Source organism: Antarctobacter sediminis (assembly GCF_019218285.1).
GTDB classification, from domain to species: Bacteria; Pseudomonadota; Alphaproteobacteria; order Rhodobacterales; family Rhodobacteraceae; genus Antarctobacter; species Antarctobacter sediminis.
In genome coordinates this window covers 72,113-87,111 of record NZ_JAHUZG010000006.1, presented here as the reverse complement: position 1 = coordinate 87,111, position 14,999 = coordinate 72,113, and the positions used below count along the sequence as shown (strand labels likewise).

Annotated in this window: 13 protein-coding genes; 6 read left to right on the top strand and 7 right to left on the bottom strand. The window is 60.7% G+C overall.

Annotation, left to right across the window (positions count from 1 at the left end):
- Nucleotides 1-3: 3 nt before the first annotated feature.
- The 5 genes from KJP30_RS21855 to dctP form a co-directional block, all read right to left on the bottom strand.
- Nucleotides 4-1,014, bottom strand: a complete 1,011-nt coding sequence (locus KJP30_RS21855; RefSeq protein ID WP_218451502.1) for a LacI family DNA-binding transcriptional regulator — start codon at nucleotides 1,012-1,014, stop codon at nucleotides 4-6.
- 79 nt (nucleotides 1,015-1,093) lie between these two features.
- On the bottom strand, nucleotides 1,094-2,392 hold the full coding sequence (locus KJP30_RS21850) for a TRAP transporter large permease (RefSeq protein WP_218451501.1): 1,299 nt from the start codon (nucleotides 2,390-2,392) through the stop codon (nucleotides 1,094-1,096).
- Between the two features lie 35 nt (nucleotides 2,393-2,427).
- A complete protein-coding gene (locus tag KJP30_RS21845; protein WP_218451500.1) occupies nucleotides 2,428-3,006 on the bottom strand; it encodes a TRAP transporter small permease in 579 nt (192 codons plus the stop codon).
- Nucleotides 3,007-3,020: 14 nt separating this feature from the next.
- Nucleotides 3,021-3,968, bottom strand: a complete 948-nt coding sequence (locus tag KJP30_RS21840) for a cyclase family protein (RefSeq protein WP_224874465.1) — start codon at nucleotides 3,966-3,968, stop codon at nucleotides 3,021-3,023.
- Nucleotides 3,969-4,093: 125 nt separating this feature from the next.
- Nucleotides 4,094-5,125: a TRAP transporter substrate-binding protein DctP gene (dctP, locus tag KJP30_RS21835; RefSeq protein WP_218451498.1), complete on the bottom strand. Its 1,032-nt coding sequence runs from the start codon at nucleotides 5,123-5,125 to the stop codon at nucleotides 4,094-4,096.
- 232 nt (nucleotides 5,126-5,357) lie between these two features.
- Between dctP and KJP30_RS21830 the strand changes: the two genes are divergently transcribed.
- The 3 genes from KJP30_RS21830 to KJP30_RS21820 are packed head-to-tail and all read left to right on the top strand — an operon-like array spanning nucleotide 5,358 to nucleotide 7,707.
- Nucleotides 5,358-6,737 (top strand): acyclic terpene utilization AtuA family protein, encoded by a 1,380-nt coding sequence (locus KJP30_RS21830; RefSeq protein ID WP_218451497.1) that lies wholly within the window; start codon nucleotides 5,358-5,360, stop codon nucleotides 6,735-6,737.
- Nucleotides 6,734-7,111: an AtuA-related protein gene (locus KJP30_RS21825; protein ID WP_218451496.1), complete on the top strand. Its 378-nt coding sequence runs from the start codon at nucleotides 6,734-6,736 to the stop codon at nucleotides 7,109-7,111. The genes KJP30_RS21830 and KJP30_RS21825 overlap by 4 nt, the downstream gene beginning before the upstream one ends.
- Complete coding sequence (locus KJP30_RS21820; protein WP_218451495.1) at nucleotides 7,111-7,707, top strand: HD domain-containing protein; 597 nt, start codon at nucleotides 7,111-7,113, stop codon at nucleotides 7,705-7,707. The genes KJP30_RS21825 and KJP30_RS21820 overlap by 1 nt, the downstream gene beginning before the upstream one ends.
- Nucleotides 7,708-8,010: 303 nt before the next feature.
- On the opposite strand, the gene KJP30_RS21815 is transcribed toward KJP30_RS21820, so the two are convergent.
- Together KJP30_RS21815 and KJP30_RS21810 are read right to left on the bottom strand one after the other, a co-directional pair.
- A complete protein-coding gene (locus KJP30_RS21815; RefSeq protein WP_218451494.1) occupies nucleotides 8,011-9,246 on the bottom strand; it encodes an L-rhamnose isomerase in 1,236 nt (411 codons plus the stop codon).
- Between the two features lie 22 nt (nucleotides 9,247-9,268).
- Nucleotides 9,269-11,371: a bifunctional rhamnulose-1-phosphate aldolase/short-chain dehydrogenase gene (locus KJP30_RS21810; RefSeq protein ID WP_218451493.1), complete on the bottom strand. Its 2,103-nt coding sequence runs from the start codon at nucleotides 11,369-11,371 to the stop codon at nucleotides 9,269-9,271.
- A gap of 189 nt (nucleotides 11,372-11,560) precedes the next feature.
- Here KJP30_RS21810 and KJP30_RS21805 point away from each other — a divergent pair, with 189 nt between their 5' ends.
- The 3 genes from KJP30_RS21805 (at nucleotide 11,561) to KJP30_RS21795 (ending at nucleotide 14,996) form a co-directional block, all read left to right on the top strand.
- Nucleotides 11,561-12,367: a DeoR/GlpR family DNA-binding transcription regulator gene (locus KJP30_RS21805; protein ID WP_218451492.1), complete on the top strand. Its 807-nt coding sequence runs from the start codon at nucleotides 11,561-11,563 to the stop codon at nucleotides 12,365-12,367.
- Nucleotides 12,368-12,464: 97 nt separating this feature from the next.
- On the top strand, nucleotides 12,465-13,409 hold the full coding sequence (rhaS, locus tag KJP30_RS21800; RefSeq protein ID WP_425515728.1) for a rhamnose ABC transporter substrate-binding protein: 945 nt from the start codon (nucleotides 12,465-12,467) through the stop codon (nucleotides 13,407-13,409).
- Between the two features lie 66 nt (nucleotides 13,410-13,475).
- Entirely contained in the window at nucleotides 13,476-14,996 is a 1,521-nt protein-coding gene (locus KJP30_RS21795; RefSeq protein ID WP_218451490.1) for a sugar ABC transporter ATP-binding protein, read from the top strand.
- Nucleotides 14,997-14,999: the final 3 nt, after the last annotated feature.

Here is a 14,999-nt window from a genome sequence, read left to right as displayed (position 1 = left end):
GCATCAGATCGTGTCGCGTGGGACGTAGGCGGGCGCAATCATAGATGTTGTCAGATCAGCAGCACCACTATTTTCGAAGTCGACAATCGCAGCGACCGCCATTGAGGCCAGCTTTCGAACCGGCTGCCGTATAGTACTGATCCTGTACGCTCCCAGTGCCGCGCTAGGAATGTCGTCGTATCCCACCACGGCGACATCCCCCGGAACCGAAAGGCCAAGGTCGATCCTCAATGCATCAAGCCCCCCAAGCGCCATGACATCGTTGCCGAAGAATATCGCATCCGGATGCTTTTCACTTTTGGAAAGCCGCAGCATAGCCTCATGTCCGGCTTGGTAAGACCCTTCCGTCACTTGAAGTGACGTGCACTGCACTCCTGCCTGGTCGAGCACGTATCGAAACCCTGCCGCGCGCTCTTCATAGATACCGGCTTCGATCTGACGCGTCACCACCGCAGGATTGCGGGCTCCGCCATCAAGCAGCGCTTGCGCGGCAAGCATGCCGCCCTTGAAATGATCGGTCGAGATGTTGGCCGCTTCGACATCCCGCAACACGCCAAGATTCAGAATGATCGGCATCTGTGACTGACCGGAGAAGAACTTGGAAATCTGCGCCGAGGGTGAGATACCCATGACGATGGTCGACACCATGTGATATTGAGCGATGAGTGGCAGGATGCTCTTGGCATCGCTTGCGGTATCGACCTTGAACAGAGTTGGCAGGAACCCCGCCTCTCGCAACCCGTCTGACAGCTTGTCCAGCAAATCGGCAAGAAAGGGGTTGAGCAGCGGACCAGTGAGTATGCCCACCACGTTGCTAGCCTTTCCGGCCAGCACACGAGCCGCAATATTTGGCTCGTAGCCCAGTTTTTCTGCCGCCTCCAACACCAGCTTGCGCCGTTTAGCTGAAACAGATGCCCCCTTTGTGAAGGTGCGAGACACGACTGATCGGGATACCCCTGCTGCGCGCGCAACATCATCGGCGGTCACCCGGCTTGCGGATATCTTTTTGCCCATCGCGCCGCTTTCATTCCTTCTTTTTTCTAGATTACTCCGAGCTACGCTATCGGAAGCCATTGCCCCGCACAAACTGCGATCACACTAGGTTGGGCAGCCACAAAACGATGGCCGGAAACGAGAACAGGATTGCAATTGTCACGATGTCCATCGCGAGAAACGGTAAGACACCTTTGAATATGGATCCCAGCGGGATGTCGGGGCGCACACCGGCCACAACGAAGCAGTTTAGCCCCACGGGCGGCGTGATCAGCCCGATCTCAACCACCTTGACCACGAGTATCCCAAACCAGATCGGGTCAAAACCCAGTCCGACTATGGCAGGAAAAATGATCGGCAGGGTGAGAAGCAGCATACCGATGGCATTCATGAACATGCCAAGCACGACATAGGCCAATAGAATGACGCTCAGGATCACCGAGGCATGCATGTCGAGGGACACGATCCAGTTAGCCACCGCGCCCGGCAAGCCGCTGAAGGCCAAGAACCGCGCGAGGATCAGCACGCCCCAGATGGTGGCAAAGATCATCACGGTCAGGCGGATCGAATCCATTAGGCAGGAATGCAGCTCTCGAATCGAGAATTTCCCGGAAGCCAGGAACATCAGAAAAACGATCCCGGCGCCCACGGCCCCAGCCTCAGTAGGCGTTGACCAGCCCGAGGACATGCCGATGATGATCACCAGGATCACGGCAATAATCGGCAGCACCCGCGGCACCTCGGCCAAGCGCACGCGCCAGCTTTCTCGGATGATCTGCGGCCCGTCGCCTGCCCCGGTCTTGGCGGCAAAGACGATATAGGCCGCATAGACCAACGCAGAAAAGAACCCCGGAATGAAGCCTGCCAGCAGCAGCTTGCCAATCGATTCCTCAACGATGATGCCGTAGACCACGAGGATCGTGCTGGGCGGGATCAGCGAGGCAAGCGTGCCACTAGCCGCAACCAGCGCCGCAGAGTTCTTCAACGAGTAGCCACTCTTGGACAGTTCCGGGATCGCGACCCGGGCAAAGACTGCGGCTGTTGCCGTGCTTGCCCCGGAAACGGCGCCGAAACCGGCGCTGGCAAAGATCGTGGCCACTCCAACCCCGCCCGGCATCCATCCCAGCCAGGCCCGGGCGAACCTGTAGGCCCCGTTGATCATGCCCGCCGAGTTGGCCAGAAAGCCGATCAGGATGAACAGCGGCAGAACGGACAATTCGTAGCGCGCTGTGCTGTCATAGGGGATCAGCCCCGATATGTTGGTGGCTACGCCAAAGCCCTTGAGGTAGCTCAACCCCAGGAAGCCGGTGATCGCCGCGGCGAACACGATGGGAAAACCAACGAGGATGAGGACGAACAATCCGGCAACGCCGATGAGTCCCACGGTGATAGGGTCCATGTCTCTATCCTTTGATCAAGTCTGGAAGGGGTCGTTCAGTCGACGGCTTCGTTGACGGGGTCCGGCGGAACCGGAATGGCGATTGCCGATCGTGCCGGATCCATGAGCAAACGTCCGTGCGCCCAGATGGTCAGGACCAGCCGCGCCGCGAGGATGGCGAAAGACAGCGGCGCCATCAGCTTTGACGGCCAGGTCGGCCAGTTCATAGCAATGGTAGTGTCGCCGATCATGTAGGACCGGCTGAAGTGCGACAGCGACCCTTGGAACAATTGCACCGTGATCAGCAGGGCGCAGCCGGCGATGAGGATTTCGGTTACATGGGCGCTGCGCCCCGTGAGTTTGCGGTTGACCAGGTCCATGCGGACGTGACCGGCCTTGCGGTAGCAATAGGACAGGCCCAGCAAGCCATACAGTGGCCCCACCAGGACCAAAACGTCGAACTGCCCGCGCAGGGGCGCGCTCAGCAGGTTGCGTGACAGGATTTCCGCTACACTCAGCCACAAGAGGCCGAAAATGACCCAGGCCCCAATGGCGGCGCCAAGGTTCTCCACCGCGCTGACCGCCCGGTTCAGCGCCGCCAGGATCTTGTCGGATTTCTTCATAATATTCCCCATGCGAAGCTGTGGTTTCAAACGGTCGCAACAGGAGTGACGGGTGAGCCGACCGCGCCGGGCAGGCGCAGCGGCGGAGCGCTGAGGAAAAACCGTGTTCGTCCAGCCCGGTTCAGCCACCTCGCCAGGTCTGACAGGTGCCAGAGTTCGCCCAGCGGCAGCCCCAGCTTGAACAGACAGTGGTTGTGCAGCGGCAGCAAGACACCGTCGGTGCGCGGTGCCGCTGGACGGTGCTCGACCACCGCATTGTCGGCAACCAAGGCCGCGATGCCGGACCCCGATATCCAGTCCAGTAGGCTGCGATCCGCGCCATCCAGTTCAGCCCCGACACAGGCCAGTGTCTTGGCATCCGGGGTATCCCCCATCTTCCACAGTTCGCGCGCGAAACCGGTGTGCAGGCACAGTACATCGCCCACCTCGATCTCAAGGCCAAGTACATCCATTGCATGGTTCAGTTCCGGCAAGCCGATCAATCGGCGCTCGGGGCCAAAGACCTTTTCTAGGTCGACCAGCACACCCCTGCCCTGCACACAGCTTTCGGCAAGCCGATCAATGCCCAGCGGGTTGGATCCGCCGCGGCCGCTTTCGGCGTCCGGCGCGATCACGTCGACGCGCGCCCGATAGCCGTTGTAGTAGACCTCTTCCGCGACCCCGTCTCCATCCGCATCGAAGAGCGCGCCGTTATGGGCCAGAGAATCCCACTGGGTGGAATACTGGCTGTAGATCGTGATGACATCGTCGCAAGAGACATCGACGACGCCCGCGTGCTCCTGCTCGACCCGGTAGTGATAGGCCTCTCCGTGACGCCGGACCGTAGGTTTCAGCTTTGGCGATTTGCGGTTGGGGTTCAGCACGTTGCGCCCCGGAATATCCAGCGGCAGGCTGAGACAGAAGGTGAGGCCCTCGCGGATCTCCTCGGCCGCCTTCCGACGCCGTTCCGGCGTGATCAGATTGAGCCGACCCAAGCAGTCATCATCTCCGAAATCGCCCCAATTCGACCCGGGCGGGCGATTTTGAAATCGCCGCTGCCCACCTTGTTCTTTGCTCATGCTAAATGGCCTCCTTCGACCGCCAAGAACCGCCGGGGCGGTTATTTTTCGGACGAAACCGCCGCCATCATGCGATCGAACAATTCCTGACCGGGCAGGCCCTTTGCCTCGGCGTCTGCGATCCACTCCCGCCACAGCGGCACACCTGCCAGCTCGCGGAACTTTTCGCGTTCAGCCTCCGGGATTGTCACGATGATCAGGCCGTCATCGCGGAAGGCCTGCATCGCATCGGTAACCGCCGCGCCATAGGCTTCGGCGAAGGCAGCATAGGCCACGTCTCGCGCCTCGAGCGCGATATCGCGGTATTCCTGCGGCAACGCGTTCCACGCATCAAGGCTGACAACCCAGGGGCAGTTCACGGTTCCGGGGGCAAGGTTTTCGGTCACCCAGTCCGAAGGCTCGTACAGCCGGTAAGAGGCCATGGCGTAATGCGCAATGGCCACGGAATCCAGCACTCCCTGCGACAGCGCCTGGTAGGTTTCTGGCGCCGACAGCGACATCGGGACAGCACCAGCCTTTTCATAGGCAGCCCCCAAAGGCCCCAAGGCGCGGACACGCAGACCTTCGATTCCAGCCACGGTTTCCACCGCGTCGCCCCGTCCGATCAACTCCATCTGCGGCAGGACCGAGGACAGCATCCACTTGGCATTCCAGCGCGCAAGCTCCTTCTCGACGACAGGATGCGAATACACCGCTTCATGTGCGGCGCGCTGGTCGGCGGGATCCTCGAACGGAAGGAAGGGCAGCTCGACGACCATGGACGCCGGATGCTTGCCGGGGTGGAAGCCACCGCAGTAGTTCGCAACCTCGAAAGCACCCAACTGCAGGTTGTCGAGATTGTTCCGCGGCGCTGACAGCTCTCCACCGTAGTGGATGGCGATCTGGAACGCGCCATCCGTGCGTCGCGAGATTTCCTCAGCCCAGGCTTCGGCACCCGCCGTGGCAGCGCGCGGCGTACCCCATGTCGACGCCTGCCACCGGACATCCTGCGCATTCGCCGCCGTGGCTGCAGCAAGCGTAATTGCGCCTGCAAGTAAAGCCGCAGGTGTTTTCAGTTTTCCAATGCATGTCATGCGCATCTCCTCCGATTCGCTTCCCCTCAATACCCAGTATGAACATTTTGGATACGCGTGCAATAACTCACTTGGCGCCCAAGCACCGAGAAGACGCCACCCCAAAGGGCGGAGCGCTGCAATCATATGATATTAATCGTTAAATTCTTAATCTCGTGATGAGCCAAAGATTCTGATTGCACTCCCATGATATCTACAGATACTGAACGCGTGTGCAAAATGGGATGCAGAAATGGCTGACAGTTTCTTGATAGGTAACGGCTCCGGCTTCTCCGGCGACCGGATCGACGCGCCGATTCCGGTGGTCAGGACACTTGTTGCGGACGGACGGCCATCCGCGATCTTTTTCGAGGTTCTGGGAGAGCGCACCGTGGCTCTCGCCCAACTTGAGCGCTCGACGTCCAACGATAGCGGCTACGAGCCAATGCTCGAACCGCTCCTCAGCCCCATTCTGAAAGACTGCTTCGAGAATGGTATCAAGATCATCGGGAATTTTGGCGGCGCCAACCCGATGGGAGCCGCCCGCTGCATTAGCCGGCTGGCGAAATCCCTGAACCTCAAGGGTATGCGCATCGGCGTGGTGCTCGGCGACGACATCCGCGAACAGGTTTCGCTGGACGAACTGGAAGTCTACGAGGCAGACGAAGACATCGACGTACACGATGGGACACTGGTGTCCGCCAATGCGTACCTGGACGCTCAGCCACTAGTCGAGGCGCTCGCTAAGGGTGCAGACGTGGTGATCTGTGGCCGGACGGGCGATCCTTCGCTGGCCCTTGCCCCCCTGATCCACCATTTCGGCTGGTCTGCGGATGACTGGGATCTGCTGGCCGCCGGCGCCACTGCGGGGCATCTACTGGAATGCGGGTCGCAGGTATGCGGCGGGGTCTTCTTCGAACCCGGTTACAAGGAAATCCCCAACCCCGAAAATATCGGCTTTCCGATTGCCGAAGTCAGCGCTGCTGGCAGCATCGTTGTCGGCAAAGCGGCCGGGACCGGAGGGGTCGTGGATGAACGGACCATCAAGGAACAACTCCTGTACGAGATCCACGACCCGTCAAATTACATTACCCCGGATGTGACCGTCGACCTGTCCGATGTGACTTTGAGCCGAATAGGCGAAGACAGGGTTCAGATCCTCGGCGTTACAGGCAGTTCGCGCCCGAAAAAGCTAAAAGTCACCGCGTGTTTCGGCGGCAGCTACCTCGGAGAAGGCGAAGTGTCCGTGGCTGGGCCGAATGCCCTCGCCCGCGCCCAAGCGACCCGGCAAGTTCTACGAGATAGGCTGAAGTTCCGAGGGCTTGATGTCACCGCGCGGTTTGACCTGATCGGCGTCTCCAGCGTCCATGATTCCGCTGATGGTGCACTCAGCCAGCAAGACCTCGGGCCTGACCCAGGCGACATTCGCATTCGACTGGCAGCCGCAGGGGCCGACAAGAACGACGTCGAGCAGTCAGCACGCGAGGTCTTGGCCCTTCTGTGTTGCGGGACGGCCGGTACCGGCGGCGCAAGATGGCGCGTCACCCGCAGGGTCGTCACGCGATCCTACCTGGCCGATCGAACGGCAATCACAACCCAGTCCCTATGTATTACAAGCGAGGACCTGCTATGACTGAAAACGACCCGATCGTCAAAGTTCCGTTGCACGAGGTGGCGCACGGACGGGCTGGCGACAAAGGCAACCGACTAAACATCAGCGTTATCCCCTACAACGAAGCCGCTTACACATATATCGCCAAACAAATGACAGCAGAACGCGTGCATGAGGTCTTTCGCTATCGGGGAACGACCAAGGTTCAGCGCTATGACCTGCCGAAATTGGCCAGCTTCAATTTCGTGATCGACAATGTGCTTGAAGGAGGGGTCAACTCATCGCTCAACTTGGATGGCCACGGCAAGACGCTTTCGTTCCGCCTTTTGGCCGAAGAGGTCGAAGTTCCCGAAAGCACGTTACACCCCGCAAGCCCCTACAAGAGGTCGGCCTGATGCAGTCGAAATCCAAAGATATTGCCGCCAATGTCCGCAATGAACTTCCGGAACTGGAAGACATCCAGGACAAGGATCTGCGCGATAAGGTAGTCGCCGCCTGGAGCATGTCTTTATCACAAGAAGGATTGAGCCGCATTTCCAACATGGAAGGCTGTGGCTCACCTGGCCGGTTGCAACTACGCAGCGGCACACAGCTGACCCATATCCGCGCCGTGACAAACATGGCACGCGCGAGCGGCGAAGCACTAAAAGCGTCTGCGCCCGACTTACCGCTTGATTTGGACGTGCTTATCGCCGGAGGCCTGCTGCACGACGTGGGAAAACCGTTCGAATTCAACCCCGACAAGCGCATGGCATGGACCGAGCGGCCCTCAGCGTGCGGATTTCCCTCGATGCGCCACCCAGCCCACGGCTGGCACATCTGCCTAATGGCGGGATTGCCTATCGAGGTCGCCCATATCGCTGGCGCGCACTCACATGAAGGCGAGCACGTGCAACGCTCTCTTGAATGCACTCTCGTTCACCACGCGGACTTCTGCTACTGGCGTGCGTTGAAGGTCTCCGGCCTGCTGCTTGACCCGGCGCTTTCGTGATTGTCGGAAGCTGGCCGCCTGCCGCGTGACCCACCAAACTTACGTGTCAGTATAAGCTGCCCGAGCCCAGGTCTTTCATTGCTGACTCCGGCGCGCACCGGTCGGAACCAGCCGAACCGCCTCCCCCTGCGTCGACCGCCCCAGTCGCGCGCTCCTGCAGGACGTCGAACAAGCCCCGTGTCTTCATTTGACGCACGCCCCTCTTTCTTGGCGGACCATCCGAGCCATCCAGATGCACGATACAGCCTGGGGCACAACGCGTTCGATGTGACTGGTCCCGACCTCTGTCAAAACCTGCCACAGTTAGCGAGCAAGTGACGCTTGGTACGCATCCAACTCCTTGATGAGCGTACGACCTGACAGGACCTCATTCCTTGCACAGAACTCTGCCCATATTTGACCAAAGGGCAGATCCTTGAACTCCTCAGTCAGCATAAAACGGCTCAAATAATCAAATCTGTCTTCTGCCGCACGCAACTGATCAAACGGCATGAGCAATGCCCTTAACAACGCCTTTTGCATGTTCCGGGTTCCAATCACCCAAGCCGCGGTCCGGCTAATCGTGGCATCAAAAAAGTCGAGACCGATGTGCGTGCGACCCAGCAAGTCACTAGCGACAAGTTCGTTGGCCACAGCCTGCACGTCGTCGTTCAGCAGAATGACGTGGTCGCTGTCCCAGCGCATTGGGCGCGACACGTGTAGCAGGACTTCGTCAACCGACAGGGCTACCGCAGACAGCTTGTCTGCAATGCTCTCGGTCGGATGGAAGTGCCCCATGTCGAGGCACAGCAATGTGCCGTTTCGGATGGCATATCCCATGTAGAACTCGTGGCTGCCAACGGTGCAGGCCTCGACCCCGATTCCGAAAAGCTTGCTTTCGACGGCGTCCAGCATGTGCGCCCTGTCCTGCGGGTCTGCCAGCATGGCGTCGATGGAGGTCTCAAGACGCTGGCGCGCCATCATCCGATCGACGGGAACGTCCTTGAAACCGTCCGGTACCCAGATGTTGTTTACGCAGGCACTGCGCAGCTCCGCCCCCATCCGCGCGGCGATTTCACGGGAGCGTTTGCCGTGCTCGATCCAGAAGTCTCGGATGCCTTCTTCGGGATGCGCCAGCGTCAGGTTGTCGTCAGCGTTCTCGTGGGCAAAGAAGGTCGGATTGAAGTCAAGACCAAGCCCCTGTGCCTTGGCCCAGTCGACCCAGGGCGCGAAATGCTTGTACTCGATTTCGTCGCGGTCGGGCGTCTCGTCGGTATCAAGGTACATCGCGTGCAGATTCAACCGGTGCGAACCTGGGATCTGCCCATAGGCAAATTCCAGATCCGCCCGCAATTCGTCTGGCGTGCGGGCGCGACCGGGATAGTTCCCGGTCGCTTGAATGCCGCCCCCAGAAGAGGCGCTGCGGTTCTCAAACCCGACGACGTCATCACCCTGCCAGCAGTGCATTGAAATCGGGATGGTTTGCAGCCGGGCCAACGCGGCCTCGGCGTCGATCCCCCAGTCGGCGAATTGCGCCTTGGCGCTGTCAAAATCACCCATGTCTACTCCTCCCCCGATCCGCTCAGCGCGTGAACGCCTGAACGTTGCCGGCATCCACATTCAAAATGTTGCCCGTCGATTTCGCGGATAGATCGGAGGCAAGAAAATAGGCCGCCTCAGCGATATCCTCGGGCAGGACGGACCGCTTGAGCATGGACCGCTGGCGGTACATTTCCTCCAGCCCTTCCTTGTCGGTGCCGTAGGTGCCCGCACGCTGCTCCAGCCAATCGCCTTCCCAGATCTTCGACCCGCGCAGAACGGCATCCGGGTTGACCACGTTGACGCGAATGCCGGCCTCGGCCCCCTCCAGCGCAAGGCAGCGGGCGAGGTGGATTTCGGAGGCCTTTGCCGTGCAATAGGCCGCCGCATTCGGGCTGGCCGCGAGGCCGTTCTTGGAGGCGACAAAGACAACCGCCCCGCCCATGTCCTGCACGCGCATCAGCTTGAACGCTTCGCGCGAGACAAGGAAATAGCCGGTGGACAGGATGTCCATGTTCTTGTTCCACAGGGCAAGGCTGGTCTCCTCGATCGGAGCGGATGAGGCGATGCCCGCGTTAGACACAAGGATGTCGATCCCGCCGAACTCGACCGCCGTTTCGGCAAAGGCTGCGGCAACGGCCGCCTCATCGGTGACATTCATGTTGACGGCGCGCACAACGTCCTTGCCGAACCGACCGGTCAGGTTTTCGGAAGTCGCCGCCAATGCCTCGTCGTTGATATCGGCCAGCATCACGCAGGCCCCTTCGCGCAGGTATCGTTCCGCCGTGGCCGACCCGATGCCCCCTGCCCCGCCGGTGACCAGGGCCACGCGACCGGCCAGGGACTTCGGTTTCGGCATGCGCTGCAGCTTTGCCTCTTCCAGAAGCCAGTACTCGATGTCAAAGGCCTCCTGCTCTGGCAGGCCGACATATTCCGACACCGACGAAGCGCCGCGCATCACGTTGATTGCGTTGACGTAGAATTCGCCGGAAATCCGCGCCGTCGCCTTGTCCTTGGCAAAGGTGATCATGCCAACGCCGGGCACAAGGTAGACGACGGCGTTGGGATCGCGCAGGGCCGGGCTGTCACCATGTTTGCAGCGCTCGTAATAGGCCTTGTACTCCTCGCGGTAGGCCGCGATCTGCTCGGGCAGGCCTGCCATGACCTCGTCGATGTTGCCCTTGGCCGGGTCGAAATTCACCACCAGCGGACGGATCTTGGTGCGCAGGAAATGATCCGGGCAGGAGGTGCCCAGCGCCGCCAGGGGTTCCATATCCTTGGAATTGACGAATTCCAGCACTGCCTCGCTGTCGTTGAAATGGCCAACCATGTGCTGGTTACCGGACACAAAGCCGCGGATGGCCGGCATCAGGCGCGCGGCAATGGCGCGGCGATCCGCCTGTGACAGGCTCTGGTGCTTGGCGCCACCGAATGCCGCGACGCCCTCGGTCCTCTCGCTCAGCCATTTGGTCGCGGTGTTGATCACCTCGATGGTCTTGTCATAGCAGGCCTTGGCCGTGTCTCCCCAGGTGAACAGCCCGTGGCTTTCCAGGACAACACCGTCTGCCTCGGGGTTTTCCTCGCAGAACTTGCCCAACCAGAGGCCCAGCTCATATCCCGGCTTTTTCCAGGGCAGCCAGCCGATCTTGTCGCCAAAGATCTCCTGCGTCAGCTCCTTGGAGTTTTTCGAGGCGGCAATCGCGATGATGGCATCCGCGTGGACGTGATCCACATGCTTGCGCGGAACATAGGCGTGCAGCGGCGTGTCGATGGAGGCCGCGCGGGGGTTCAGTTTGAAGGTGCAATGCGGCAGGTAGCCGACCATCTCATCTTCGAATTCGACCCCGCGATACAGGCCCTTCAGGGCCTCGAGCTTGTCCATGTAAAGGGTCGCGAAACCGTCCATCCTGATCGAGCCGATGTCACCGCCCGATCCCTTGACCCAGAGAACCTCGACCTCTTCGCCGGTGAGAGGATCGGTTTCCATGACCTTGGCGGATGTATTGCCCCCGCCATAATTGGTTACACGCTTGTCCGCACCAAGGATGTTCGAGCGATAAAGCAACAGTTCCGATTCGCTCTTTCCTGCGGCTTCGGCCTCGTCCCAGCGATTCTCAAGCAACTGCGTTTCAACGGTTTTCAGCATCCTGTCCTCCCAAATGGCGCAACGCGCCCCGTGTCATGGCTTGGGTCTGACACTGCGACTTGGCCCCGCCAGTGTCAATCACTTTCGATCAGAATCGATCATGCTGCGGCGCAGGATGATTGTTTGTGATTATTTTTGATTGACAGAAGAGGGAGAGTCGCGGAATGTGACGGACCAAGGGAGGCCCAGATGCACGAAACGGAACGCCACAGGATCATTCTATCTGCTGTCCAGGATCGCCCGGTCGTCACCGTGGCGGACCTATGCAACCTGACAGAGGCGTCAGAGGCCACCATCCGCCGCGACATCGCCGCCCTGCACATGCAGAAGAAACTGCGCCGGGTGCGCGGCGGCGCCGAGGCGATCAGCCCGCCGCAGTTCGTGGGACTGGCCGGGCGGCCCTTTTCGGTCAACCAGACGATGCAGGGCAAACAGAAGCAGGCGATTGCCCGCGCGGCCGTCGAGCTTTGCGAGGATGGCGACTCGATCATCATCAACGGCGGAACGACCACGTTCCAGATGGTGCACCCGCTGGCCAGCCGACGCTGCCAGGTTTTCACCAACAGCTTTCCGATCGCCGAACACCTGCTGAAGCACTCCAAGAACACCATCATGCTGTCCGGCGGCGCGATCTATCGAGAACAGAACATCATCCTGTCGCCCTTCGACAACGACGTGACCCGCAATTTCTACGCAAAGCGGATGTTCATGGGGGCGCAGGGCCTTGGCCCCATCGGCCTGATGGAAGCCGACCCGCTATTGATCCAGGCGGAACAGAAGCTGATCGGTCAGGCAGATGAACTGGTCGTTCTGGTCGACAGCACGAAGTTCAAGAACCGCTCCAGCCTCGTGCTCTGCCCGCTCAACCGCATCGACACCGTGATCACCGACGAAGGGATCCCGGACAAGGCCGCCGCCATGCTCGAAGCCGCCGACGTCAAGCTGATCGTCGCGCAATCGAGCGCGGCGCAGGACGGGGACGAAGCGGCCTCGTAACCAAACGACAAACCATTGTGACAATCAGGGAGGAAACCACATGTTCCGTCGCAACTTCACCAAACTCGCCCTCGGCCTCAGCCTTGGCGCATCGCTCATGGGCACATCGGCCATGGCACAGGACGACATGCGCATCGCGCTGGTGGTCAAGGCGCTTGGCATCGGCTTTTTCGAAGCCGCACACAAGGGCGCCGAAGAGGCCGCCGCAGAACTGGGCGGTGTCGAGATCATCTATACCGGCCCCACCGGCACAACCGCCGAAGAACAGATCGAGGTCATCAACTCGCTGATCGCGCAGCGCGTTGATGCGATTGCCGTGTCGGCCAATGACACCGACGCGCTGGTTCCGGCGCTGAAAAAGGCCATGCAGCGCGGCATCACCGTGATTTCCTGGGACTCCGGCGTTGCACCCGAGGGGCGGCAGATGCACCTCAACCCGTCTTCGAACCCGCTGATCGGCAACATGATCATCAAGCTGGCGGCCGACCACCTGCCGGATGGCGGTCAGGTTGCGCTGCTGTCGGCCACCACCACCTCGACCAACCAGAACATCTGGATTTCCGAGATGGAAAAGGTCATGGGCAACTATCCCGGGATCGAAGTGGTGGCGACCGTCTACGGGGACGACCTGGCTGACAAGTCCTATCGCGAAGCGCAGGGCCTGATGCAGAAATACCCGGACCTTGACGCCATCATCGCGCCGACCAGCGTGGGGATTGTGGCCGCGGCACAGGCCGTCGTGGACGCCGGCAAGGTGGGACAGGTCAACGTGACCGGTCTTGGCCTGCCGTCCGAGATGGCCGGCGCCATCGACAGCGGCGCCTCCAAGAGCTTTGCCATCTGGAACCCGATCGACCTTGGCTATTCGGCGACAATGATCGCGCACGCGCTGGCATCGGGAGAGGCCACGGCCGAACCGGGCGCCGAGATTTCCATGGGCCGCATGGGCAGCGTGACGCTGGATGACAACAACGAAGGCGCGATGGCCGATCCCTTCGTCTACGACAGCTCGAACATCGACGATTTCAAGTCGATCTTCTGATCGTCCGTCTGCCCCACCCGCCTCCGGCGTGCCATGCGCGCCGGAGGCCCCAAACAGATTGCCGACATGCTCATGCAAATCCAGAAAGAAGCTGTCGCCCAGACGGCTCCCATCCTTGCGCTCGACGGGATCACCAAGACCTTTCCGGGGGTCAAGGCACTGGACGGGGTATCGCTTCGTCTCTTTCCCGGACAGGTCACCGCTCTTGTCGGTGAAAACGGGGCCGGCAAGTCGACGGTCGTGAAGACGCTGACCGGCATCTACCAGCCGGATGGCGGCGCTATCCTGGTGGACGGGGTTCCGACCACGTTTCCCACCGCTCAGCACGCCGCAGACGCCGGGATCACCGCGATCCACCAGGAAACAGTTCTGTTCGATGAGTTGTCGGTGGCCGAGAACATCTTTCTGGGGCATGCGCCGCGCGGCAAGTTCGGCCTGATCGACTGGAAGACGATGCAGCGGCGGGCGACCGAGATCCTGACCAGCATCGGCGCCGAGATCGACCCGACCCATCGGTTGCGCGATCTGGGCATCGCAAACAAGCACCTTGTTGCCATCGCCCGCGCCCTGTCCATCGACGCGCGCGTGGTCATCATGGATGAACCCACCGCGGCGCTGTCGCACAAGGAAATCCAGGAGCTTTATGAACTGGTCGAAAAGCTGAAGGCGCAGGGCAAGGCGATCCTGTTCATCAGCCACAAGTTCGATGAGATTTTTCGTATCGCAGACCGTTACACCGTTTTTCGAGACGGGCAATTCGTCGGCGACGGCCTGATTTCGGACGTGTCAGAGGCCGAACTGGTCAAGATGATGGTCGGGCGCGATGTGTCCCAGGTGTTTCCGCAGCGCCAAAGCCATCTGGGCGACGAGGTGCTGCAGGTTGTCGGCTATGACCACCCCACCGAATTTGCCGACATCGGGTTCACCCTGCGGCGGGGCGAGATCCTTGGCTTCTACGGGCTGGTCGGCGCAGGCCGATCCGAATTCATGCAGGCGCTGTTCGGCATCACCAAGCCGTCCAAGGGCGTGACCAAGATCGACGGCGCGATCAAGGTGATCCGTTCGCCCGCCGATGCCATCGGCAACGGCGTCGTCTATGTCCCCGAGGACCGGGGCAAACAGGGGGCGATCACTGCCCTGCCCATCTTTCAGAATGTCACCCTGCCCTCGCTGGGGCGTACGTCGAACAAGGGCTTTCTGAGGATGGCCGAGGAGTTCAAACTGGCGCGGGAGTATACCCGGCGGCTCGACCTGCGGGCTGCGTCGCTGGACACCGAGGTCGGCAACCTGTCCGGCGGCAACCAGCAAAAGGTGGTGATTGCCAAGTGGCTGGCGACCCAGCCCAAGGTGATCATCCTCGATGAGCCGACAAAGGGCATCGATATCGGGTCAAAGGCGGCGGTGCATGAGTTCATGGCCGAACTGGCCGCGCAGGGGCTTGCCGTGATCATGGTCAGCTCGGAAATCCCCGAGATCCTCGGCATGTCGGATCGGGTGATCGTCATGCGCGAAGGCCGGATCGCCGCCGAACTGGCAGGCGATGACCTGACCCCCGAAACACTCGTCCGCCACGCGGCCGGAATCTGAGGA